Here is a 24,029-nt window from a genome sequence, read left to right as displayed (position 1 = left end):
ATTAAACGATTGTTCCTCCGCCATCAATGACAATAAATTGTCCAGTTGTATAGCTGGCACCGTCACTAGAGAAGTAAATAATTGTACCGTTCAATTCACCCTGTTTACCAGGACGGCACATTGGATTGGTACCATTGTACAAGGTCAAGAAGTCATCTGATTTAAACAAAGTATTTTCAGTCATTTCTGACTCGAACAAACCAGGTCCAATGGCATTAACGGTAATATTGTATTTACCATAAGAAGCAGCCATTCCTTTAGTCAATCCCAAGACAGCCGCTTTGCTGGCATTATAGGAATGACGAATGAAGACATCCGCCTTGTCAGCAATAACAGCATTAATTGAGGCAACGTTTACGATTCGGCCGTATTTGTTATCCATCATATGAGGGATTACATATTTGCTAACTAAGAAAATACCTTTGACGTTGACGTCCATTGATTTGTCGAAGTCTTCAACAGATAATTGGTGTACGCCGCCGCCAACTGCGATTCCGGCATTGTTTAGCAAAATGTCCAAGTGTCCAAAATGATCAAATGCTTGTTGAATACCTGCTTTAACGCTTTCTTCATCGGTTACATCCATTTTAATCGCTAAAACGTCGCGACCCATTTCTTTGATCTCTCCAGCAACTTCTTCTAGACGTTCCAGTCTTCTTGCTAGTAGGACAACATCTGCCCCTGCCTCGGCATACGCGATGGCAGCATCGCGGCCCAAACCACTGCTGGCACCAGTAACGACTGCAACTTTTCCTGTTAAATCAAACATGTATCCATCCCCAATCTATTATTTTACTAACAACTGTTAGGATCAACAATTGTCCTTATGAAAAGGGTACCAAAGATTTTTGCTTGTTGCAATGCCATCAGCAAATTAAAGTTATTTAACTGTGATAAGCCTCTGGTAAAACGAAGCATTTCTGGTCTTCCAGCTGATGTCCAATTGCCAGCAGTAAATCTTCTCGTCCTTTGGAGGCCATGAATTGAATCCCCAGCGGCAGACCTTCAGTCGTCAAATGGGTAGGCAGGCTGATCCCAGGTTGGCCGGTTAAGTTGGCCAGTTGAGTAAAGGGAGTAAGAGCTAAGCTTTTCTCGAACATATCATAAACAACTTTCTCTAACTGAGATTCATTTAGATTTTCAGCATTTGTCAAAGCTGCTCGAATGACGTCGCTTTGCAAGTCTTCGTCAATTCTTGGTGCCGAAAAGGCAGTAGTTGGCATTAAGAATAAATCATATTCTGTAAACAACTGTTCCATAGCGGCTGCAGCGCGATCCCATTGGTTTAGGGTCTGTACGTATTTTTTTACGGGAACCTTTTCGCCATATTGATAAATTCCCCAAGTCATTAATTCCATATCATCTATAGTTAGTGATCGATCCAGTTGCTGTTGTATCCCGTCAAACATAGCTGAGGTTTCGGCGGCATTCATTAAATAGTAACTTTGAATCAGCTGCTGTCCATTGACAGGCCAAGCAATTTCTGTGACCTCGTGACCTAAGGCGGTTAGCTGCTGCAAGCTGCTTTCCACAGCTTTTATTGCTTCGTCTGATACTGGAGTACCAATCGGTGAATCTGTCAGATACGCAATTTTTAATGATTTTGGAATTGCGTGCTGCTGCCATTCATCTCTTGGAGGATGATACGGAGCTGCTTTGTCATTTCCCCGTAAAGCATAGAATAATTTTTCCGTATCCCGCATAGAAACAGTCAAGGCAAAATCAATGGAGGCTCCTTGCCAGCCGCGCCAGCCTCCTGGACCTGTCGGCATCGCTCCTCGAGTGGGCTTTAGGCCGATCAAGCCGCAAAAGGAAGCAGGAATCCGAATCGATCCGCCGCCATCACTAGCCCCAGCAATGGGAAATAGTCCGCTGGCTACAGCCGCTGCTGCACCGCCGCTGGAACCACCAGGTGAATAAGCGGTGTTCCAAGGATTTTTTGCCGGACCATAAAGGCTTGGATCCGTAATATTTTTAAAGCCGAATTCCGGTGCATTGGTTTGACCAGCGGATATAAAGCCTAAGTCCTCTAATTTTGTTACGAAGTTGGAAGTTTTGCCAGCTGACGAGTCAGCGAATAATCGTGAGCCGCTAGTGGATTTCCAGCCAGTTTTATCTTGTCCGCTTAACATTTTTAGAGGAATCGGAATTCCAGCAAAGGGTCGGTTTTCGTCTATTGCAAAGTTATTGGCCTGTTGCTTCAATTCATCAATGGGCCATTCTATTAAAGCATTGAGAGCTGGATTCATTTGTGCTACTTGCTGATCCAGTTGGGCTAAATACTCCGGCAAGCTGATCTTTTTCTTTTTGATTTGGTCACTCCAATAAGTGGCGTCCTTCATATACTTCCTCCTGATAATTAAGATATAAAAAGTCATTAGTGTTGCGTAGCTGTTGTCAGAATAATCTGAAAACTATTTCTTGCTAAAATTTCCAAAAAGTCGAATGCTTACGAGCGGATAACTATTTTCCAAAAATTTTTAATCATTATTTGTCTAACTGTACTCAGTTGGCAGTGCGACAATCAACGTTTGATTCTCGTTAATCTGATCGGAGACGTTCAAACCATTTTTCAACCGGTTCAAACATCAAATAATGAAACGATCTTTTTAGTTGAAAGAGCGTCATTTTCAAATTCAACTCAATCTTGATTAAGTAGGTCAAAAGAGTAACAAGCCGGAAGCGCTCGGTGACGTGGTTGACACCACTGCCAAGAATCACTTGCTGGTCACTGATGATTCGACCATCATGGGTTTTAGTTTTCGCAACTTCGATTTGCTTAAGAATAGCGATCTTCGTGTTGGATTTTATTATTGTCACAAAAAAGTAGCCATCTTCATGCAATCGATCCAGTAATTTGTAATCAAAGTAGCCTCGATCAACGACGTAGGTTGTTTCGGCCTTGTCCACCAACAATTCAAATTGATGGTGGTCTGGTTCGATCGCGTTAGTAATCGTAAAACTTTCTGGGTATTGATTATTTTTGTCCAGATAGCAGAGATTTAAGTGCAACTTAATTCCAGCTTTCGTTTTGCGAAATTTCGCCCACGGAAACCATGTTTTGTTCAAAGGAATGGTTGTCGAATCAATGATTTGAAGGCTTGTCGTCTTTACACTTGGCTTCAAGTTAGAAACTTTCTGAACTAAACTAGTAAAGATTTCCATCAAGACTTCTTGACTCAGCTCCTTGGCCTTTCGGGAAAGGGAACTGTGGCAAAATTCATCAACGCCGACTTCTTGGCACAGTCGTTTGTTCATAAAAGCACGACCAATCTCGCGATAACTGGGCAGTTCTTTGTATACGGCATGAGGCAGAACTTTTATAGTTGTTCGGAAATCCAGTTTTTCACTGTAATAATCGAAGTTTTGAATGGTTCTCTTAGCTTCTTTAGATAAATTTTCGAGATTTATCTAAGAAACCCATTTCTGAAATGACGTTTTTGAGTTATACTTATCCATGATTGGGTCCTTTTTATTGGTCTTGGATAAGTCATCCTTGATTATTATAAAGGACTTTTTTGTGCATGAACAGCCATAACTCAAGCGTTTAAACAGTTAGAAAATCTTTGCAACACTAGTGTGTTTACATAGAGTAAGCTTAAAAACAGCGGTCTAAGGCTGGTTAATAAAAAGTTGGATCCATCAGGTTGTAAAGTCAGCTGGCCTAAGTATTGGCAACAATAAGTTTCAAAGTAATTTATAAGAAGCAAGGAGCTTTGATAAATGAGTGAAAATGGAGTTAAAAATAGCAGCAATGAGGAATTGATTGCCTTAATCCAGCAGAAAGCTGCTGAATTAGGCCGATCGCCCGCACATAAGGATGTTGAGCTGGCCACAGCTGCAACAGCCATTAGGCGCTTTGGCAGCTGGAACAACTTTCTTGTCAGTGCTGGTCTGGAAGCCAAGAACCGCGGAAATTCTCCGATGAGTGATGAAGAAGCAATCCGATTGGTTCAAGCTAAAGCCGCCGAGTTGGGACGAACACCTAAACGGATTGAGTTTACTCAGTCTAGAGCGGTGATAAAAAAATATGGCGGTTGGGAAAACTTTCTGCTGGCTGCAGGGCTAGAACCACCAGAAATGAAAAAATACAAACAAATTAGCGATAAACAATTAATCGAGTTGGTGCAAGCCCGAGCGGCCGAATTAGGTCGAACACCCAAGAAATATGAGTTTGTTCAGGGGCCGACAGCCGCGAACAGATATGGTGGTTGGTCGGACTTTTTGCGAGCAGCAAATCTAGAACCAGCCAAAATGAAGAAACACAGAAAACACCAAAGACACAAAACACCAAAAAAACAATTCAGTGATGAACAGCTAATCGAGTTGGTGCAAGCTCGAGCTGCTGAATTAGGGCGAACCCCTAAAAGATATGAATTTGCTCAGGGGTCAACGGCCACGAACAGATTTGGCAGCTGGCAAAGTTTTTTAGATAGCGCAGGTCTGGAAATCGGGAAGTCTAGAGAGAAACAGAAAGCACCGAGTGATAACCAGCTGATGGAATTGGTTCAAGCACAAGCCGCTGAATTGGACAGGCCCCCTCACAAACACGAATTTGCTTATAATAAGCCGGCCTGTGATCGGTTTGGAGGGTGGGAATTTTTTTTGTATCGCGCGGGTTTAAAAAATACGAAGCCTAAAAAGTTCCAGAAGATGATCAGCGACGATCAGCTGATGGAAAAGGCTCGTACCCAAGCGGCAGAATTGGGGCGTCCTCCGAAGAAAAAAGAGTTTAAACACGGAGCCCTAGCAGTCAACAGATACGGCAGCTGGGTCGAGTTTTTACTAGCTGCTGGGTTGAAACCCGAAAAATTTATTCAAATCAGCAATGAGCGACTGGTTGAATTGATTCGAGCTGAAACAGTAGAATTGGGTCGAGTGCCGAAGAGGGAAGAAAGTCCCTTTTGTAAAATAGCGATTAACCGCTATGGAGGGTGGTACAATTTCTTGAAGGCGGTGGAACAGATGCCAGCCTCAAGGGAAAAAAATATTCTTAAAATCAGTAATAGCCAGATGCTTCAATTAATCAAAGCCCAAGCGGTGGAATTGAATCGCACACCAACCATTATTGAGTTCGAGTATGCAGAACTAGCGAAGGATAAATTTCGCAGCTGGGAAAGGTTTTTAAAAAGTGCGGGTTTAGAGCCGATAGAACCACCGGAAGAAAATCCGAAAATAAAAGTCAAAATCAGCAACGAACAATTGATTGAGCGTGTTCAAGCCCAAGCGGCCGAGCTGGGTCGGACCCCGACAATAAGAGAGTTCGAACATGCACCAGTAGCAATCAAACGATTTGGAGTCTGGAGTGCTTTTTTAAAAAGTGCCGGACTAGAACTTTTGAAGCCTGGCAGATCCGGTTATAAAATCACTAACGAGCAATTGATTGAAAGGGTTCAAGCCCGAGCAGCCGAGTTGGGTCGGACCCCGACAATAAGAGAGTTTCAATATGGTGTGTTAGCAACCGGCCGATTTGGAACTTGGGGCACTTTTTTAAAAAGTGCCGGACTGGCCCCTGTAAAGCCAGTGAGCCCAGGACCAAAAATCAGCAATGAGGAGTTGACTGAGATGGTTCAAGCCCAAGCAGCCGAGTTAGGTCGGACACCAAAAAGAAATGAATTCAAGCATGGTCGATTAGTAACCAGCCGATTTGGAACCTGGAGCGCCTTTTTGCAAGGCGTAGGACTAGAACCTGTAAAGCCGATGAAGCCAAGATTAAAAATCAGCAATGAACAGTTGCTTGACTTGGTTAAGGAAAGAGCCCTTGAATTAGGTCGAACACCCAAAAAATATGAATTCAAGCATGGTATGTTAGCAACCAGCCGATTCGGAACATGGGCTGATTTTTTAAAAAGTGCAGCTCTAGAGCCAGTAAAGCCAGTGAAATCGGGTTATAAAATCAGCAACGAGCAGCTGCTTGAATTGGTTAAGGAGAGAACCGTTCAAATAGGTCGAAGCCCTAGCGCAAAAGAGTTCCGGTATGGTACGTTAGTCATCGGCCGTTTTGGTAGTTGGGACGCCTTTCTACTGGAAGCGGGACTGGAGCCTACCAAACGTGAGCCGCTAAAAGCACAACTTAATGACGAAGAGTTGATTGCAGCAATCAAGCAACGAGCTATTGAACTAGAGAGAATACCGAAAGTAAAGGATTTTGAGCGCGCGAGCTTGGCTTGCTACCGCTTCGGGACCTGGAATGCCTTCTTAAGAAAAGCTGGATTAATTTAAAAAAGCCGAATTTAAGAGAACCGACAAAGCCATGAGTGAATTTTTTGTAGAGGAGTATGTTTCTGCTTTTGGTTAAGAAGATGATAGGGTAGCTGAACCAGCCAGTTTAGTAAAGTCACTCACTCATTAACTGATCCGCTACCGGAGTTTATTTTTCTTTCATAAAAATTAGGAATCAGGATGGATAGCGACCGCCAATTGTAAGGCTTTTAGTGTCGCAGCTGCCTGATTCCTATTTTAGTTTATTGATACTCTTGATAATAAAAAATCGCCAGCTGGGTGCGATCCCGGACTTCTAATTTTTCCAGCAGCTGACTGATATAATTTCGCACAGTGCCTTCACTTAAGAATAGCGCTTCGGCGATCTCTTTATTGTTCTTGCCGTGAGCCACCTCTAACAAAATAGCTTCCTCTCGATCCGACAGCTGATAATCGTGAACTTTCTTTGTTGGACCATTTTGTAAAATTTCTGTCAGCTTGCCGACAATCTCAGTACCAAATACGGATTGTCCGCTGTTCACTGCTTTGATAGCCGGGACGATCGCGGACAGGTTTTGCTTGATTAAGTAGCCTTTGACCCCTAAGTCCAAGGCTTCGCGAATGTATTCGTCATCAGAAAAGGTGGTTAATAGTAAGATGGCAGCATCAGGAACCTGCTGCAGGATTTCTTTGGCAGCTTGGATACCAGTACTTTCCCCCATTCGGATGTCGGTCAGCAAAACGTCTGGTCGTTCTTTCAAAAACAAGACCACCGCTTCTGGAGCTGAATGACCAGTGCCAACGACGGTAATTTCTCCGCTGGCTTCTAAAATAGTTTTCAGTGATTCTGTGACTAAGTAGTCATCGTCAACTACTGCTACTCGTATCATCGGGTGCCTCCTTTGGTAAAATAATGTTGATTTGGAATCCTTGGTCAGAAGGATGGACATGGAGCTGCCCATTAATTTTCTGGACTCGTTGGCGCATGCCAGCTAATCCTATACCGCTGGAAATTTCAGGATTCTCAGGTGTAAACTTGCCGTTGTCGAGAATTTTCAAGCGGTGAAAAGCTGGTAATTCGTCGAAAATCAGCTGTACTTGGGTGGCTTGGCTGTGTTTCATGACATTCGACAAAGATTCTTTGATGATCGCCAGAACAACTTTTTCCTGCTCTTTTTCAAGTGTACTGGGAATTGTTCCTTCTATAATAACTGGACAAAAGCGGAAATTCGCCAACAATAGCTGTATGGACTTTTCCAGGTTTAAAGAATCGCTGTGCAGGTTATGAACACTTTGGCGGATGCTGTCCATACCGGTATGAATGGTTTCCTTCAACTGGACCAACAATTTCTGCATAGTCGAATCCTGATTAATTGCTTCTAATGCCCCCAGCTGAATGATGGCACTGGAAAGCAAGTGCCCGACATTGTCATGGATGTCGCGGGCGATCCGGTTACGCTCCTCCGCCACCTCTAAATCGACAAATGTTTCCTGCGTTCGCATTAATTCCTCATTTTGTTCCTTCAACAGTTCTTGTTTTTCCCAGCTGTCGTCTTTCAGCTGCAGCAATTCATCACTTAAACTAAGGTATTTTCGTTCTTTCAAACATAAAAACAATGAAAAAGCAGCTAAGCAGACTAAGATCAGGCGTGTAAATAAGGCCAAGGCGGGTTGAAATAAAATGATCAGTAGACTAAAAGGTACCAGCCAATCATGTTTTTTTGCTTCCCGCCAAATAATTCGTAGACTGGCCGGCTGGAAAAAAAGCATATTGGGCCACAAAATTCCTATGACAATCAGACCAGCAAAGGTCAGCCAAGTCCCAAAAGCGGCTGACAGTAAGCGGGCCGGTGCTAGAAACAGGATCGCTATTAATATATACCAGACATATTCTGGCTGAAAGGTTTCACTGAATAATAAGAATGCTCCAATAAGAAAAAAGAAGAGGTATTCTAGCCAATACATGTATTTCGTCATGTGTACCTCCTGATAATGTGACATTTGTCATGTTGGGTTTAGCAGATCCTCACTATTTCTTCTGCTTCTTTTCCATTATAGTCAATGTAATAAGAAAAAGAAAAGGAGTTTTTACTCATGATGATCGAAATTGAAAACTTAGTGAAACGCTACGGCGACTTGACTGCCATTAACCATTTAAATTTACAAGTAAGAGAAGGGGAAATTTTAGGACTGTTAGGACCTAACGGCAGCGGCAAGTCCACCACGATTAATTGCATACTGTCCCTGCTTTCTTATGATCGCGGCAGCATCAAAATTTTCGGTGAAGACATGAGCCCAGAAAAATACAACATTAAACAAAAAATTGGCGTAGTACCCCAGGAAATTGCGGTGTTTGAAGAATTAAGAGTCAGAGACAACATTGATTATTATTGCGGCTTATATGTAAATGATAAGAAAACCCGCAATCAATATGTTGATGAAGTGATCTCGTTAGTCGGCCTGGAAGAATTTTGCCGCTTCTTTCCTAAACAGCTAAGCGGCGGGTTGAAACGACGCTTGAATATTGCTTGCGGCATCGTTCATAAGCCAGATTTGATTTTTCTGGATGAGCCGACAGTGGCGGTGGACCCGCAAAGTCGTAACAAGATTTTGGAAAGCATCAAGGAATTGAATCGTCAGGGTGCGACAATTGTTTACACCACTCATTATATGGAAGAAGTAGAAATTCTCTGCAACCAAATCGTGATTATCGATCAGGGACAGGTGATTGCTGAAGGAACTAAGGAACAGCTGAAGAACATGGTTCGCACCAACGAAAAGGTGATATTGGAGGTTCCGGAAATTTCTCAAGCCCAACTAAAAGCAATCAGCGAGCTGCCAGGAGTTCTCGATATCAGCTATGATGAGCTGCATCTAGTTTTACGGACGAAGGAATTGAAGGAAAGTATGCTGCCGTTGTTAAGCTATTTGGAACAGGAAAGTATTCCTTTTGCTAACTTACAAACAGAAGAAGCGACATTGAATGATGTGTTTTTGGAAATAACCGGCAAAGAGCTGAGAGATTAGGAGGAAAGCTGTATGTTTTTACGATTAGTGATTTACCGCATAAAAGTATTGCTGCAAAATCGCACCTTGCTTTTCTGGACCTTTGCGTTTCCGGTTGTTCTAGGCTTGTTGTTCAATCTGGCATTCAGCGGATTAGATGATTTAGGCAGCTTGGAAACAACGGAAGTCGGAATTGTTTCGACGGATGAACAAAAAACTGACAGGTTTGTTGAAGTGCTGGCGTCGATTGAAAATGATGGCGAACCGGTTTATCGGGAAAAACGTTTGACCAAGCAGGAAGCGATCGCTCAGCTAGCCGATGATAAGATTGCCGGGTACTATGAGATTACCCCTGAGGATATATCCCTGTCAGTCAGCCAAAACGGGATTCCGCAAACTGTCTTAAAAGAGTTCTTAAATCAATATATCCAGCGAACAGCTGAATTTGAAGCCTTACTTGCTTCCGGCAGTGTCCAGCCGCAGGATTTATCCGAAGATACCTTCAGCGATACAGAATTTGTTACCGAAAGTCACGAATCCAGCAATTATAGTATCAAATCTTTTTACTTCTTTACCTTAGTGGCGATGGCCATTATGTATGGCTTCATGTGGGGCTTAAGAAATGCTAATGACCAGCAGGCCAATCAGTCCTCTAATGGGATTCGTCTATGCATCATGCCGAAAAACAAATTGATGGTGGCAACGGCTAATCTTTTAGCCAGCTTCCTGTTGTTCTACTTGCAAAGCATGCTGATTTTAGCGGTTTTCCGCTTTGTTTATCAAGTTGATTTTGGCGATCGTTGGCTGCATATCTTCCTTGTTTATGCGGTTGCTTCAGTTGCGACCCTTTCCTTTGGTACTTTAGTGGGGAATGTCTTTGCAAAATGGAATTTTCAGCAAAAGATTTCCCTTGGGGTAGGGGTTTCCATGGCCATGAGCTTTTTCGCTGGCATGATGGGAACTCAAACTCTGAAGCACTGGATTAATGTAAATCTTCCATTATTAGGACGAATCAATCTAGTTAATTTGATCAGTGATAGTTTATATCAATTGTTCTATTATCAATCCTTGAAGCCCTTTTATCAAAATATGGTTTGGTTAACTGGTTTTGCGGTAGTCTTCATGTTATTGAGTTATTACTATGAAAGGAAGGTTCAATATGACCACCTATAAGGCAATTATTGAAATCGTAAAACGAAACAAGACAACTTTGATGATGGGGATCTTAATTACGGGAATTATTACGATCTTTTATTCCGGTCAAATGACGGAAAATGATACGGACTTGGCAGGAGCGAAAATTGTTATCTTCGATCAGGATGATTCAGCTGTTAGCCGCAGCTTAACCGAGCAACTGACAACTCAGCACGAGCGAGTGATGCTAGAAGATAATTCGCAAAAAGGGGTGGATGATGCTCTATACTTTGATGAAGCGGAATATGTCTTGACGATTCCAACAAACTTCGGTGCGGATTTAGCTGCTGGAAAAACGGTAATGGTGGATAGTCAAACCAAACCAGGTACGTTTTCAAAAACCTTGGTGAATACGACAATTAACCACTTTTTGAACACTTACCAGACTTTCCAAAAAGAACTGACAGGCACTAATCAGCAGGAAGTGTTGAACTTGACTAAAGATACCTTAAGTCAAGAAGGTACTGTTCATTTTGACGCAACCTATCATCAAAAACGAGTTCAAATGTTTACGGCGAGTATTTACAACTTGTTAGCCTATGGGTTGTTCATGACAATTTTCAGTGGTTATGCGGTAATAAACTTAGCTTTTAATCGTAAAGAAATCCGTGATCGCAACAGCTGTTCACCAGTCTCACGCCGCAAACTGTCCCGAAAGATTTCTGTAGGGAGTTTAGTTTACTCTATCGCTTGTCTGGCTATCTTTTTGGCTTTCGTTTTTGTTGCTTCTAAAAGCACGATGGAAGCAGCAACAGGCTACTTCTTGCTAAATGCGGTGATTTTCTTTTCGACGATGGTCAGTTTCTCTATATTGGTTGCCAGCCTGTTAAAGAGCAGTGAAGCGATTAACGGCATTAGTAATGTTTACATTATGGGCAGCTGCTTCATCTGCGGCGTATTTGTTCAAGGGGATATTTTACCGGATGTGGTGAACAAGATTGCAGCCTTTTTCCCGACGTACTGGTTTGTACAAAACAATGAATTGATCGGAAATAGTACTAACTTTAATCAAGCATTTAGAGAGACCTTTATCCAGCATTCGCTGATTCTTTTAGCTTTTAGTGCAGTATTCTTAGTGATTCACTTAATTACTATGAGAGAAAAAGGCGGTTTGCGTTTTTCTGGAAAGAAAGCGAACGTTGCGGTGGAGCAATAAAAAACTGACGAGTCAAACTCGTCAGTAAATAAGTCATATGAAAGGGCCTTGCGGGGTCCTTTTTTAGTACATCTCAAAAATTCGCGGCAATACTTGGTCAATCCGGGCCTGTTCGTCGTCTGATAAGATTTTGCCGTCTTTGCGCCAAACTGAGATGGTGCGCTTATCTTTTTCCAACGCATAGTTGTTGGCGACATATTTTGCTTGAGGATTGCCGGTCAATTGTCGAATAAAAATATTACGTAGTTCACTTAGTGACAGATCATTTTCTCCCTGCAACAAAAAAGGGGATTCGTAGCGATAGACTCGTTGATCGTTAGAGATGATTCCGCGCATAATTTACCTTCTCTCTATTTTTCCTTATTTTACCAATAAATAGCCCAATATAATACACTCTTTTTGCAAGATAATCTTAATCTTCTTGATAATAATGTTGAACCTCGCCGAAAAATACGGGTAATAAATCGTTTAAAGTCCCCGCTAAGGTATGTGTTTGTAATTCTGACTTGTTTACCCAGAAAAGATTCGCCTCTGTATTAGGCTCCTCAGTGGTATAAGCTGTATATAAAAAGGCCAGCTCACGGGATCTGGTGCTTAAGTGATTCCATTCAGCAACGCCTTTTAAAAAAGGCGTAACTGCCAATCCGGTTTCTTCTTTAATTTCGCGAATCGCAGCCTGCAGACTTCCTTCGTTTTCTTCCACATGTCCGCCGGGAAATGTCCAGCCGGGCCAGTCGGATTTTTGCCGGTCTTGTACTAAAATTTGTCCTTTTTGATTTTCAATCATCACCATCATGGTTAATTCTACGGATAACAAACGTGCCATTTTCTTCACCTCGCGTATATTATACCAATAAAAACCTTCTAGACTACGCAAAGTTTTTTTACAATGGTATACTGGAAAGTGTGAAAACAAGGCCACATTTTCATTGGGAAATTGATTGGCAGTTATAAGGAGGATGCAACGTGGAACAAAAAGAAGAGCAGCTATTAATTGATTTAACTTCAGCCCGCGGTATTGCCGGTAATGAAGACGAGGTAAGAGAAGTATTCAAATCCTATGCTAAGGATTTTGCGGATGATATCTTTTTTGACGGTTTAGGCAGTGTCATTGCCAAACATGGTGCTGGTGGGGGACCGAAAGTTTTCATTTCTGGACACTTGGATGAAGTCGGCTTCATGGTAACTAAAATCACTGAGAAAGGATTTTTGGAATTCCAAACCATCGGTGGCTGGTGGAATCAAGTCATGCTGGCGCAGCAGGTGGAAATTAAAACAATGGACGGTAAGCTGATCCATGGCGTGATTGGTTCAAAACCACCTCATGTATTAACGCCGGAAGCTCGTAAGAAACCTTTTGAAATCAAAGACATGTTCATTGATATCGGCGCATCTAGCGAAGAAGAAGCTAAAGGCTGGGGCATTCGACCCGGAGACATGGTGACTCCTTACATTGAATACCAACGTATGAATGATACTAAATTCTTATTAGCGAAGGCTTGGGATAATCGTATCGGAACGGCTGTTTCTTTGCGAGTGTTGGAAAATCTTTCAAAACGGGAGCACCACAATGTTCTGTTTGCCGGCAGCGACGTACAAGAAGAAGTGGGATTGCGGGGAGCTAGAACCAGCTCGCACTTAGTAAACCCGGATGTCGCTTTTGCATTAGACACTGGAACGGCTGGTGACACACCAGGTATGACACCTAAAGAGGCGGATTCTGTTTTAGGCAAAGGTCCGCAGGTGTTGATTTACGATGCCTCTATGGTACCTCATAAGCGCTTATTGAATTTTGTCATCAAAGTAGCGGAAGAATTGGAGATTCCATTCCAATACACGGTTATTGCAGGCGGTGGGACTGACGCAGGGCAAATGCACTTGACTCGGGATGGCGTGCCATCATTGGCAATCACTGTTCCAGTTCGTTACTTGCATTCTCATACAACCATTATTCATGAGGATGACTACTTGAATACGGTTCGTTTAGTTACCGAAGTAGTTGCCCGTTTAGATCATGATGCGCTAGCTGAAATCAAAGATTACTAAACTATTTATTCAGTCTAGAAGAATGGTACACGTACGAAAATCAAACTAATTTTTCTGTAGGAAAAATGAATACCTTAAAAAGAGTTAGGTGCCAGTTCTTCTTTACGCAGTTTAACTTAGTGAGCAAGCTGTACAAGATACTATGCAAAATAAGGATTATCCAGACTAGAAGAATGGTACACGTACGAAAATCGGACTAATATTTCTGTAGGAAAAATGAATACCTTAAAAAGAGTTAGGTGCCAGTTCTTCTTTACGCAGTTTAACTTAGTGAGCAAGCTGTACAAGAAGCTATACAAACCAAGGAACAACCTGTCTAGAAGAATGGTACACGTACGAGAATCAAACTAATTTTTCAGTAAGAAAAATTAATACCTTAAAAGAGTTAGGTGCCAGTTCTTCTTTACGCAGTTTTACTTAGTGAGCAAGCTGTACAAGAAGCTATACAAACCAAGGAACAACCTGTCTAGAAGAATGGTACACGTACGAGAATCAAACTAATTTTTCAGTAAGAAAAATTAATACCTTAATACGAGTTAGGAGCAAAATAATGGAAAAAATGAGAGTTAGTGAATATCGAAAAATTGCCAAAGAGCGGTTGCGGGGTCAGTGGGGGTTGAATGCGGGAATCTTCTTTTTAAGTTCCTTACTGACAATGGCGGTCAATCGCGTCACTGGTGTGGTAAACAGCGGCAGTATCCAAACCATCATGTCATTTGTCATTACCACCTTTGTATTGTTTGGCTTCACCTATGCCATGTATTACGTCGGTTTGTTTGTCACCCGTGGCGGACGTGCGGATATTGCCCAGTTGTTTGTGGTATTTCAAGGGAAATACTATGTTCCTCTGCTGATCATCAATGTGATTGGTTCAATCATTCAGTATGTTTTAGGACTAGTAATCTTCATTCCTCTGCTGCTTCAAGGAGGATTAGGTTTTTATATTAGTTTAGTTTTAGGAACCGGTGCAGTAAATTATTCCATGGTTGATCGCTTCGCCAGTGCCGGCTTTGTATTGTTGTTTTTAATCACAGTCATTCTGTACGCGATTGTCAGTAGCATTGTGTCGGGACTATTCCGTTTTGCGGCGTACTTGAAATTTGATTATCCGGAATTAAGCGCGATGGATTGCATCAAGAAGGCGTGGGACTTAATCAAAGATCGTTGGGGCCAATACATTTTACTGCAGCTTTCATTTATCGGCTGGTATCTTTTAGGGATTCTGCTTTTTGTTATCCCAGTTCTTTGGGCAGTGGCTTATGCAAATGTAGCGAATGCGGCCTTTTATGACCAAGCATTGCAAGAAAAAATTGATGTGAAGGGGACGATTTAATGAAATTAACCGTCTTAGGCTGTTTAGGAGCCTACCCATACGGCGGACAAGGTACCACCAGTTATCTGCTGCAAAGCGGCGATTTCAATTTGTTGCTGGATGCCGGCAGTTCGACGTTAGTAGAATTGGAAAAAGAACTTGATCCATTAGACTTAGATGCGGTTATTTTGACCCATTATCATCACGATCATATTGCTGATTTAGGTGTGCTGCAATACTACTGGCAGCTCTATCCTACTCAGACGCCAAAACCAATTTTGCCGATTTATGGACATATGGAAGATGACTTTCATTTCAACGATTTGACGATGGAAGGTGTAACAGAAGGACGAGCATACTTTGAAGCAGAAGCGTTGAAGATTGGGCCGTTTACTGTTACCTTTATGAAAACCATCCATCCGGTACCGTGTTTTGCAATGCGTTTTGTAGAAGATGCAACTGGTAAGGTTTTTGTCTTTACTGGGGATTCCGGTTATTTGGAAAGTTTCAACGAATTTGCTAAGGATGCGGATCTATTTTTAGCAGATACGTATTTGTTTAACGGCAATGAACGGCATAAAGCTCATTTCACTGCGCAGGAATCGGGTACCTTTGCCAAGAATGCTGATGTGAAGAAGCTGGTGCTGACTCATTTGCCGCAACAAGGTGATTTAGAAGAATTGCGCCAACAAGCGCAAGCAGCCAGCGGAGAGATTCCAGTGGAGCTGGCGGCACCTCATAAACAATTTATTATTTAGGAGATGATTCAATGATTTATGTGCCAAACGATCAAGAACGTGACCCACGAGTAAACTTAGCGATTGAAACCTATCTATTGCGGAACATGCCGTTGGATGAACCGATTTTATTGTTTTATATTAATGAGCCGTCCATCATCATCGGTCGTAACCAAAATACGATTCAAGAAATTAATAAAGAGTATGTGGAAGAGCACAACATTAAAGTGGTTCGTCGTTTAAGCGGCGGCGGTGCGGTATATCACGATACTGGGAATTTAAACTTCAGCTTTATCATGCCAGATGACGGCAATTCCTTCCGTGATTTCAAAAAGCTGACAGAGCCGATTGTGGAAGCTTTGCATAAGTTAGGTGTTGAAGGTGCTGAATTAAAAGGTCGGAACGACTTGGTGATTGAGGATAAGAAATTCTCAGGCAACGCCATGTACTCAACCAATGGCCGCATGTTTGCCCACGGCACCTTGATGTTTGACAGTGACGTGGATGAAGTGGTGAATGCATTGGAGGTTCGCAAAGATAAGATCGAATCAAAAGGCATCAAATCAATCCGTTCACGGGTAACCAACATTAAACCATTCTTGCCTGAAGACAAGCAGGATATGACCACGGAAGAATTCCGTCAAGCGATCTTGCTGCAAATTTTTGGCGTGGACAGTGTTGATCAAGTGAAAACTCATGAGCTGAATGAAGAAGATTGGAAAGCCATTAATCAAATTTCTGATGAATATTACCGCAACTGGGACTGGAACTATGGTCGTTCCCCAGAATTTAACTTGGAACGCCGCCAACGTTTTGCGATTGGCTCAATTGAAGTTCGTTTAAATGTTGCAGATGGAGAAATCAAGGAAGCGAAAATCTTTGGAGATTTCTTCGGACTTGGGGAAATCAAAGACGTGGAAGATCAATTAGTCGGTACTAAGTACGAAAAAGCTGCGTTGGAAGCAGTTGTTGATCAAATTGATCTAACGCATTACTTTGGCAATGTAACCAAGGAAGAGTTTTTGAGTTTGATTTATTAATACAAAAAGGAGCAGCAAACCAGATCAAACTGGGCTTGCGGCTCCTTTTTAGTAAGCTAATCGGATAATCAGCTGATGCTCCGACCGTTGGTAATGGCCTTTTTTATCTTCAACTGAAGTTCGTAAATGCTGCCGATAAAAGTTTAGATTTGAAGGGTTGATTTCATTGAGCTTTATGTCGGAATCCAACAGACTTTCAATAATTAACTCGTTTTTTTCTTGACGAATCGTAAGCACGGCGTCACAGCCAAGAGATTGTTTGGTGGCTAATAATTTCTCGCAAACTTGAATCAATAAATGGAAATAATCTTGCTCTAAAAGCTGCGATGGATCTTGTAAAGAAAATTCGCACTTCAAATTTCCTTGATGATCCGCAAAAGCTTTCTGATAATGAGCCTGCAGCTGGGCCAGCACTAAACCGATGGGCAAAGTGCGGATTTGGTTCTCAGCATAAATCTTTCGACTAAAGTAAGTATAAAGCTGAGCAAATTTTTCTTCGAAACAAGCCGCACACAGGACCGCCATCCGTTCTTCATTGGCCTGTCTTTTCAAAATCACTTGAATCTCCCAAAAATGATAACCCAAAATTAAAACGGCCAGACCGGTAAAGACAATCAACGGCCAGTTAACGATTAAATTGGCCGCGCCAATAAACAGCTGAAGATAAAAGAAGCAGTGAATAATCGCTCCTGTAACTATCCCTGGTGCACAAATAATGTAAAAGGGATTATCGTCAGCTGCTTCTAATAAAGAGACTAACGAGGTGTACAAAGTCAGAAAGACGTTTAATCCGCTGACAATCTGTAAAACATCCGGCAGCGGCATTTGTTTTGTCACCAGGCTAATAATAGTAAAGCCTAAAAGCGTGTACTGACTGGCAATGACTGGGAAATAACCCTTGCGATACTTTGAAGTGCGCAGCCAATAATAGGTAGTTAATATTAGCGGAATAAACTGTGCACTGACACTATACAGCCATGATAGAGTCACTGGCGAAAGGGTCCAAACAAGGGGAACTGTGCTGACTAGAACCTGCAAGCCAGCTAATAATGCAAAGACACATAACAGGACTAGCGGTGCTCTCTTTTTGTTTTCTTGTTTAACCAGCAGGACTATTCCGCCGATGCTGACACTTAGACAAATGAATAAAAGCAGCAGCTGCGGATAAGCATTGAGTAAAAAGAAGGATTTTACCTTTGCCGTTTCTCCTAAAAATACTCGCGCAGGCAGACCAGTATAGTATTGATAAGGACTGGACGTAATTACGCGCAAAGTTTTGCGCCGATAATCTGCCGGCAGGCGAATCCGGGTAAATAATAGTCCAGGATTATCTTGGTCAGCAGTTTCCTTGTATTGATATAGCGGCTGATCATCCAGCAGAATAGTCACCCATTGATGATTGGCCTGTACAATTAGTTCAGGCTGTTGAAAAGTCTGAAACAGGGATTGCTGCATAATCAAGGCTTCGTTCTGATCCACAAACTCAATTCTGCGAGTATTTGGTCCGGTGACTCGTTGATCGGAGTGGTTCTCAACAAAGAACATCCAATTTTCGGTTAGTTCGATAACATCTGTTTTTTTAACGTCTTTTTGCGCTTGGTAAACAGCCCAGATAGTCGTTAATAAAATAACTACTATTATGGTAATGGAAATCGCTGGGAATAATTCAGCAGCTAAACGTTTTTTACAACGCATTTTCCTCGTTTTAAGGGACATAAAATAATGCCTCATCTTTCAGTGGTATTTTTTTCATTTACAACAATAGTATCACACCAGTAACCTTAGGGGAATACAAATAAGTAAGAGAATAAAGATAACTAATTTTGTGACTGCTGTGATAAATGTGATATGATATTTACGAGAGTGTTTGATTGAGAGGATGAGGGGGAGATCAGATGAATTACTACAAAAAATAACTGTGGTATCCGGTGTGGCAATCGTCTGTCTTTTTTTGTTGGCAACTGTAATTATTGTTATGCCTCACTTGTTGGATCTCACACCTTATGTTGTGGAGGATAATAAGATGGCCCCTGCTTATCGCAAAGGCGGTCTCCTATTTGTCCAGCGAAACGATGAGCAGGCCGCAGTGGGGGAAGCGATCACTTTTTATACAAATCAAGGCCGCAACATTAAGACCCGTCGAATAGTTGCCATAGATGATCGAATTCATGGCTATGCTGTAAAGGGCGATAATGTAAAACAACTGGAGATGGGCTTGGTTCATTTTCGTAATCTTATCGGTAAACCGGCCTTTTATTTACCATTCATTGGTTTCTTATTCAATACTCGTTTCATGCACGTGATAAAAGTGATTCTGTTTTGCCTAGCAATTTTATTGACCTTTTTGACAGTTTTGTATCAGAAGAAGTATCAAGTAAAATGCCACCGATTGTTGGAAGAGCAGGTGGAGTCACAAAAAGAAGAATTTCACTAGCTGGATTTGAGGCAGTGAAGTTCTTCTTTTTAGTTTAGGTGAAATTGTAATACTGATTTTAGCGCTTTTTTTGTGACGGTAAGTTTTTAGGGGATTTCTGTTCTTCTTTGACTTAATCAAATCGACCAACCTGTATGAATGGTAGATTAATAAATGATGGGAAAAAGATTTGAATTATCGGGTTTGTGTGCTATTCTCATAAATAAGAATTATTCAAAAGGAGAGCCCAATGAAAATTAAAGACTATTACCAACAGACTAAACCCGTTGTATCCTTCGAGTTTTTTCCGCCGAAGAAAGAAGCGGCGATTGATACGATTTATCAAACCTTAGAGGAGTTAAAAGGGATTAAACCAGACTTCATCAGTGTGACTTATGGAGCTGCTGGATCAAGAGCCGACAATAAAACCTTGGAGCTGGCTTCCATGATTAAAAAGGAGTACGGGATCGAGCCGTTGCACCATTTGTCCTGTATTGCTAATACGAATGAAGAAATCCAACAGCTGTTAGCTGATATCAAAGCCGGCGGTGTGGAGAATGTTTTGGCGCTGCGGGGCGATTTGCCGGCGGATAGTGAGACTTGTTCCTCCGACTTTTTATATGCCAAAGATCTAATTGCTTCTATTAAAGAAAATACCGATTTTTCGGTGGGAGCGGCTTGTTATCCGGAAGGTCATATTGACCAGTTGGCTGGCGTGGAAAATATTGAGCATTTGAAGGCCAAAGAAGATGCCGGCGCAGACTTCTTTATTTCCCAGCTGTTCTTTGAAAATGATGTCTTTTATCGTTTGATGGAGGATGCTCGGAACGGTCAGGTGTCTGCACCGATTTCGGCTGGGGTGATGCCGATTTTGAGCCGTGGTCAGGTGGAGAAAATGATCTTCATGTGCGGGACTTCGTTGCCTTCGGAGCTGATTAAAATCATCCATAAATATGAACATTCAATTGAAGACCTGCGGAAAGCCGGCTTGGAATATTCGCTGAAACAAATTGAGGACTTGTTGGATCATGGGGTGGACGGTGTGCATGTGTATGCCATGAATCGTCCGGTTGTTGCGAAAGAAGCGATGTCCTTATTGCGGGGATCGTAATGGTAGAACTGGATAAAAAGGAAATTCTGCGCTATCTTGGGTATCGCCGCAAGCAGGAGCTGACTGCAGCGGTGGACCAGGAAATTGAAGAGTTAATGGCGGAGGTTCAAGTAATTGCCAAGCCCCGCTACACTTTTCGAATTTTTGAGTGTCGGCCTAATGAAGTGGCGAAGACAATCGAAGTGATTGGGACGGATTTGGTTTTTGAGGGGAAATCGATTTACAATCATTTGAAGTATGCCAAAAAGGTAGCTTTGTTGGCTGCGACTTTGGGGATTGATGTGGAGCGAAAGATTCGCCAGTACTCACTGACTGAGATGAGTAAGAGTTTGATATTGGATTCTTGCTGTACTGAATATATTGAAAAAATTTGTGATGTGGTGGAGTGCGAGATTGAAGACGCGATTGAAGCGGAGAACTTGACCATGAATCGGCGCTTTAGTCCGGGGTACGGGGATTTGGCGCTGGATATTCAGCCGGATTTTTTAGCGGTGCTGGAAGCTGATCGGCGAATTGGTTTGAATTTGTCAGAGAGTCTGTTAATGATTCCGCGAAAATCAGTGACGGCGATTATTGGTTTGTTTGATGATCCTAAGTTGGCGCGGCCGCGTAGAAAGAAAATCAGCTGCAGTGATTGTTCCATGAAGGAAACCTGCAGCTATCGCAGATAAGTGGAGGGATTTATGAAGATTTTAGAGGCTTTAAAGAAAAAACAACTGCTTTTTGATGGTGCGATGGGCACGATGCTGCAAAAAAAGGGGCTGCCGGTGGGCTTAGAGCCGGAATATTTTAACTTAACGCATCCTGAGATCGTAACCGAAATCCATCAGGCCTATGTAGCGGCCGGGGCGGATATTATTACTACCAACACTTTTCAGGCAAACCGGACTAAGCTGGAACAAGATAAATTGCCAGAAATTATTAATGCGGCGATTCAGTTGGCAAAAGCAGCTAAGCCGAAATTTGTGGCTTATGATATGGGTCCGATCGGACAATTAATGGCACCGATGGGCACCTTGAGCTTTGATCTGGCCTATGAGATGTTTGCGGAACAGGTGATCGTGGCGGAAAAGGCCGGGGCAGATGTCGTTGTTTTAGAAACCATGTCGGATTTATTGGAAACGAAAGCGGCGGTACTGGCGGTGAAGGAAAATACGAAGCTGCCGATTTTTTGTACCATGACTTTTCAAGAGGATGGTCGGACGTTTGTAGGGACTGATCCGCTGACGGCAGTATTGACGTTGCAATCATTGGGGATTGATGCGGTTGGAGTGAACTGTTCGTTAGGGCCAGTAGAACTTTCACCAGTAGTGGAAACAATTTTGCGCTATGCTAAAATTCCGGTGATGGTGCAAGCCAATGCAGGCCTGCCTGAAATGGAAGATGGTCAGACGGTTTATCGCATTTCGGTAGCGGAATATGGGGAAGCGGTTGAGACTTTAGTGAAAAAAGGTGTTCAGATTGTGGGCGGCTGCTGCGGAACTACGCCTGAGTTTATCAAAGAGTTACGGGGGATTATTGATCGCACACCTGTAGTTGAGCGTCAGCCGGAGATTGTTACAGCGGTAACTTCTGGCAGTCAGGCGGTTATTTTGAACGACCGACTGAGCCTCATCGGGGAACGAATCAATCCTACTGGGAAGAAGCGTTTGAAGGAAGCATTGCGCAACAATGAGTTGAGTTATCTGTTGAAGGAAGCATTGAAGCAGGTAGAGGCTGGCGCGGATATTTTAGATGTAAATGTGGGCTTGCCAGAAATCGATGAGAGTCACATGATGCAGCAGGCTGTCCAAGAAATTCAGGGGATTGTGACGGTTCCTCTGCAAATCGACAGCTCCAATATTGCTGCGATTGAAACTGGGGCGCGTTACTATAATGGCAAGCCTTTGATCAACTCGGTGAATGGTAAAGCCGAAAGCATGGCGGAGATTTTTCCGATTGTCAAAAAATATGGCGGGGTTGTTTTAGGTTTGACCTTAGATGAGACTGGGATTCCAGAAACAGCTGAGGCGAGATTGGCGATTGCTGAAAAGATTGTGCAGACGGCGGCGGAATATGGCATTCCTAAAGAAGATGTCATGATCGATCCGCTGGTACTGACGGCTTCGGCCCAACAAGAGCAGGTTCAAGTGACGCTGGAGACTTTGCGTTTGTTGCGGGATGGGTTGGGTGTGCTGACGGTGGCTGGATTAAGCAACGTATCTTTTGGCTTGCCAAATCGGGAATTAATGAATAGTACGTTTCTAGCATCGGCAGTAGCGTCAGGTCTGACGACGCCGATTGTAAATCCGTTGTCAGAAGTGTTGATGAATACCGTTCGCGCACTGAAGGTGATTTACAACCAAGATCATGATGCAGCAGAATATATTGAGAAAAGCCAAGCAATGAATGTGGTTGCTGAGGCAAAACCTGCTAAAAAGCAGGAGGTAAGTGATGCTTCTGATTTAAAAACTTTGATTCTTAAAGGCCAAAAGGAAGATACTCCGGCCTTAACTAAGCAGTTGCTGGAAACCAAAACACCTTTAGAGATCGTCAACGAATTCTTCATTCCGGCCTTAGATGAAGTGGGCGGGAAATTTGAACGGGGCGAGCTGTTCTTGCCACAGTTGATTCAATCAGCTGAAGCGGTTCAGCGTTCGCAGGAAGTGTTGAAGAGTTATTTTGATGCTCATGGTCAGGAAAGTCAGTCTCACGGGAAGATTTTACTGGCAACGGTTGAAGGTGATATCCATGACATCGGCAAAAATATCGTGAAGATGGTTTTGGAGAACTATGGCTTTGATGTGATTGATCTAGGTAAAGACGTGCCGATCGAAACAGTAGTGGAACGGATTCGTGAAGGTAACATTCAGTTAGTTGGCTTGAGTGCCTTGATGACTACCACTGTTCAGAACATGAAGGCGACGATTCAAGCGGTGAAGGATGCCGGCTTGGATGCTTCGTTTATGGTGGGCGGCGCTGTGTTAAATGAGGAGTATCGGGAGTTTGTCGGTGCGGATTATTATGCCAAGGATGCACTGGAAAGTGTAGCGATTGCTAAGAAGTTTTTTGGTGTGGAATAATAGGAATTAAATAGTAGAACGGGCATCTTGAAACGGTGAAGTCTTTAGGGGCGGAGCTGTTTTGAGGTGTCTTTTTGCTGTCTAGATATTTCTGCGGGAAATTTCCCGCCTGTTTGACACTTATACCAAGAAAAACAGGCGTTTCCCAGAAAGGCTTCAAACTATTGTTTCGGGCAGTTTTTGGCTCTATACTTCAACTTGTAAACGATCACAAAAAACAAAAATCGCTTAACTAAAAAGCGGATTTAAAAAAGGGAGATAAATAATATGGGACTAGTATTAGCAAGAATCGATCAACGTTTAATTCACGGAATTGTCGTAACACAGTGGGCTGGGGCAACTAAGGCAAAACGGTTAATGGTCGTTGACGACGAAGTCTGCAAAGATGAAGTGCAAAAGGCAGCGATGCGAATGAGCAAGCCAGCTGGTACCGGCATGTCAATTATCGATGTTGAGACAGCGATTATTAATTTTAACCAAGGCAAGTATGACAGTCACAACGTCTTCATGATTGTACGGGAACCGGAAACGCTGATTCGCTTAGCTGAAGGCGGTGTCAAAATTCCGAAAGTTAATATTGGGATCATTTTTGATGGCGAAGGCAAAGAAACAGTGAAAAAGATGGTTTCGGTGGATCAAAAAGAAATTGATGACTTGAAAAAATTAGAAGCAATGGGAATTCCGGTAACCTTCCACTTTGTCCCAGGCGATCAAGAAGAAAGTTTAGCAACATACATTAAATAGTAAGGGG

At 42.6% G+C, this 24,029-nt stretch carries 21 protein-coding genes; 13 read left to right on the top strand and 8 right to left on the bottom strand.

What is annotated here, in order from left to right:
• Nucleotide 1: 1 nt before the first annotated feature.
• The 3 genes from JZO70_RS02800 to JZO70_RS02790 form a co-directional block, all read right to left on the bottom strand.
• The gene (locus tag JZO70_RS02800) at nucleotides 2-769 is read right to left on the bottom strand and encodes an SDR family NAD(P)-dependent oxidoreductase (protein ID WP_207672018.1); all 768 of its coding nucleotides are present in this window, start codon (nucleotides 767-769) and stop codon (nucleotides 2-4) included.
• A 115-nt stretch (nucleotides 770-884) separates the two neighbouring features.
• Nucleotides 885-2,342 carry an amidase gene (locus JZO70_RS02795; protein ID WP_207672017.1) on the bottom strand — a complete coding sequence of 486 codons (1,458 nt, stop codon included), beginning with the start codon at nucleotides 2,340-2,342 and terminating at the stop codon, nucleotides 885-887.
• A 199-nt stretch (nucleotides 2,343-2,541) separates the two neighbouring features.
• The gene (locus JZO70_RS02790) at nucleotides 2,542-3,258 is read right to left on the bottom strand and encodes a transposase (protein WP_242703730.1); all 717 of its coding nucleotides are present in this window, start codon (nucleotides 3,256-3,258) and stop codon (nucleotides 2,542-2,544) included.
• Nucleotides 3,259-3,723: 465 nt separating this feature from the next.
• Here JZO70_RS02790 and JZO70_RS02785 point away from each other — a divergent pair, with 465 nt between their 5' ends.
• Nucleotides 3,724-6,222 (top strand): homing endonuclease associated repeat-containing protein, encoded by a 2,499-nt coding sequence (locus JZO70_RS02785; RefSeq protein WP_207672016.1) that lies wholly within the window; start codon nucleotides 3,724-3,726, stop codon nucleotides 6,220-6,222.
• Between the two features lie 242 nt (nucleotides 6,223-6,464).
• Here the strand turns inward: JZO70_RS02785 and JZO70_RS02780 are convergent, their stop codons facing one another.
• Both JZO70_RS02780 and JZO70_RS02775 read right to left on the bottom strand, forming a co-directional pair.
• Nucleotides 6,465-7,091, bottom strand: coding sequence for a response regulator transcription factor (locus tag JZO70_RS02780; RefSeq protein WP_207672015.1), 627 nt, complete (start codon nucleotides 7,089-7,091; stop codon nucleotides 6,465-6,467).
• On the bottom strand, nucleotides 7,069-8,178 hold the full coding sequence (locus JZO70_RS02775) for a sensor histidine kinase (RefSeq protein ID WP_207672014.1): 1,110 nt from the start codon (nucleotides 8,176-8,178) through the stop codon (nucleotides 7,069-7,071). Before JZO70_RS02775 ends, JZO70_RS02780 begins: the two co-directional genes overlap by 23 nt.
• A gap of 117 nt (nucleotides 8,179-8,295) precedes the next feature.
• Here JZO70_RS02775 and JZO70_RS02770 point away from each other — a divergent pair, with 117 nt between their 5' ends.
• The 3 genes from JZO70_RS02770 to JZO70_RS02760 are packed head-to-tail and all read left to right on the top strand — an operon-like array spanning nucleotide 8,296 to nucleotide 11,557.
• Nucleotides 8,296-9,228: an ABC transporter ATP-binding protein gene (locus tag JZO70_RS02770; protein WP_207672013.1), complete on the top strand. Its 933-nt coding sequence runs from the start codon at nucleotides 8,296-8,298 to the stop codon at nucleotides 9,226-9,228.
• Nucleotides 9,229-9,240: 12 nt separating this feature from the next.
• Nucleotides 9,241-10,380 carry an ABC transporter permease gene (locus tag JZO70_RS02765; protein WP_207672012.1) on the top strand — a complete coding sequence of 380 codons (1,140 nt, stop codon included), beginning with the start codon at nucleotides 9,241-9,243 and terminating at the stop codon, nucleotides 10,378-10,380.
• Nucleotides 10,367-11,557, top strand: coding sequence for an ABC transporter permease (locus JZO70_RS02760; protein ID WP_207672011.1), 1,191 nt, complete (start codon nucleotides 10,367-10,369; stop codon nucleotides 11,555-11,557). The genes JZO70_RS02765 and JZO70_RS02760 overlap by 14 nt, the downstream gene beginning before the upstream one ends.
• Nucleotides 11,558-11,620: 63 nt before the next feature.
• On the opposite strand, the gene JZO70_RS02755 is transcribed toward JZO70_RS02760, so the two are convergent.
• Nucleotides 11,621-11,893 (bottom strand): hypothetical protein, encoded by a 273-nt coding sequence (locus JZO70_RS02755; RefSeq protein WP_207672010.1) that lies wholly within the window; start codon nucleotides 11,891-11,893, stop codon nucleotides 11,621-11,623.
• Nucleotides 11,894-11,969: 76 nt separating this feature from the next.
• Nucleotides 11,970-12,383: an 8-oxo-dGTP diphosphatase gene (locus tag JZO70_RS02750; RefSeq protein ID WP_207672009.1), complete on the bottom strand. Its 414-nt coding sequence runs from the start codon at nucleotides 12,381-12,383 to the stop codon at nucleotides 11,970-11,972.
• A 140-nt stretch (nucleotides 12,384-12,523) separates the two neighbouring features.
• Here JZO70_RS02750 and JZO70_RS02745 point away from each other — a divergent pair, with 140 nt between their 5' ends.
• From JZO70_RS02745 to lplA, 4 genes are all read left to right on the top strand, one after another.
• Nucleotides 12,524-13,603, top strand: coding sequence for a M42 family metallopeptidase (locus JZO70_RS02745; protein ID WP_207672008.1), 1,080 nt, complete (start codon nucleotides 12,524-12,526; stop codon nucleotides 13,601-13,603).
• Between the two features lie 550 nt (nucleotides 13,604-14,153).
• The gene (locus tag JZO70_RS02740; protein ID WP_207672007.1) at nucleotides 14,154-14,936 is read left to right on the top strand and encodes a DUF975 family protein; all 783 of its coding nucleotides are present in this window, start codon (nucleotides 14,154-14,156) and stop codon (nucleotides 14,934-14,936) included.
• Nucleotides 14,936-15,673 carry an MBL fold metallo-hydrolase gene (locus tag JZO70_RS02735; RefSeq protein WP_207672006.1) on the top strand — a complete coding sequence of 246 codons (738 nt, stop codon included), beginning with the start codon at nucleotides 14,936-14,938 and terminating at the stop codon, nucleotides 15,671-15,673. The genes JZO70_RS02740 and JZO70_RS02735 overlap by 1 nt, the downstream gene beginning before the upstream one ends.
• Nucleotides 15,674-15,684: 11 nt before the next feature.
• Nucleotides 15,685-16,692, top strand: a complete 1,008-nt coding sequence (gene lplA, locus JZO70_RS02730) for a lipoate--protein ligase (RefSeq protein ID WP_207672005.1) — start codon at nucleotides 15,685-15,687, stop codon at nucleotides 16,690-16,692.
• Nucleotides 16,693-16,740: 48 nt separating this feature from the next.
• Here lplA and JZO70_RS02725 read toward each other — a convergent pair whose 3' ends face one another.
• The gene (locus tag JZO70_RS02725) at nucleotides 16,741-18,408 is read right to left on the bottom strand and encodes an MFS transporter (RefSeq protein ID WP_207672004.1); all 1,668 of its coding nucleotides are present in this window, start codon (nucleotides 18,406-18,408) and stop codon (nucleotides 16,741-16,743) included.
• Nucleotides 18,409-18,715: 307 nt separating this feature from the next.
• On the opposite strand from JZO70_RS02725, the gene JZO70_RS02720 reads away from it, so the two are divergent.
• From JZO70_RS02720 to JZO70_RS02700, 5 genes are all read left to right on the top strand, one after another.
• Nucleotides 18,716-19,126 (top strand): S24/S26 family peptidase, encoded by a 411-nt coding sequence (locus JZO70_RS02720; RefSeq protein ID WP_242703729.1) that lies wholly within the window; start codon nucleotides 18,716-18,718, stop codon nucleotides 19,124-19,126.
• A 229-nt stretch (nucleotides 19,127-19,355) separates the two neighbouring features.
• Nucleotides 19,356-20,216: a methylenetetrahydrofolate reductase gene (locus JZO70_RS02715; protein WP_207672002.1), complete on the top strand. Its 861-nt coding sequence runs from the start codon at nucleotides 19,356-19,358 to the stop codon at nucleotides 20,214-20,216.
• Nucleotides 20,216-20,887, top strand: coding sequence for a vitamin B12 dependent-methionine synthase activation domain-containing protein (locus JZO70_RS02710; RefSeq protein ID WP_207672001.1), 672 nt, complete (start codon nucleotides 20,216-20,218; stop codon nucleotides 20,885-20,887). The genes JZO70_RS02715 and JZO70_RS02710 overlap by 1 nt, the downstream gene beginning before the upstream one ends.
• Nucleotides 20,888-20,899: 12 nt before the next feature.
• Nucleotides 20,900-23,278: a homocysteine S-methyltransferase family protein gene (locus JZO70_RS02705; RefSeq protein WP_207672000.1), complete on the top strand. Its 2,379-nt coding sequence runs from the start codon at nucleotides 20,900-20,902 to the stop codon at nucleotides 23,276-23,278.
• 267 nt (nucleotides 23,279-23,545) lie between these two features.
• Nucleotides 23,546-24,022, top strand: coding sequence for a PTS sugar transporter subunit IIB (locus JZO70_RS02700; RefSeq protein WP_207671999.1), 477 nt, complete (start codon nucleotides 23,546-23,548; stop codon nucleotides 24,020-24,022).
• Nucleotides 24,023-24,029: the final 7 nt, after the last annotated feature.

The organism is Candidatus Enterococcus moelleringii, assembly GCF_017377575.1.
GTDB lineage: Bacteria > Bacillota > Bacilli > Lactobacillales > Enterococcaceae > Enterococcus_A > Enterococcus_A moelleringii.
The sequence above is the reverse complement of the archived record's forward strand: the minus strand, read 5'-3'. Positions and strand labels throughout refer to the sequence as shown.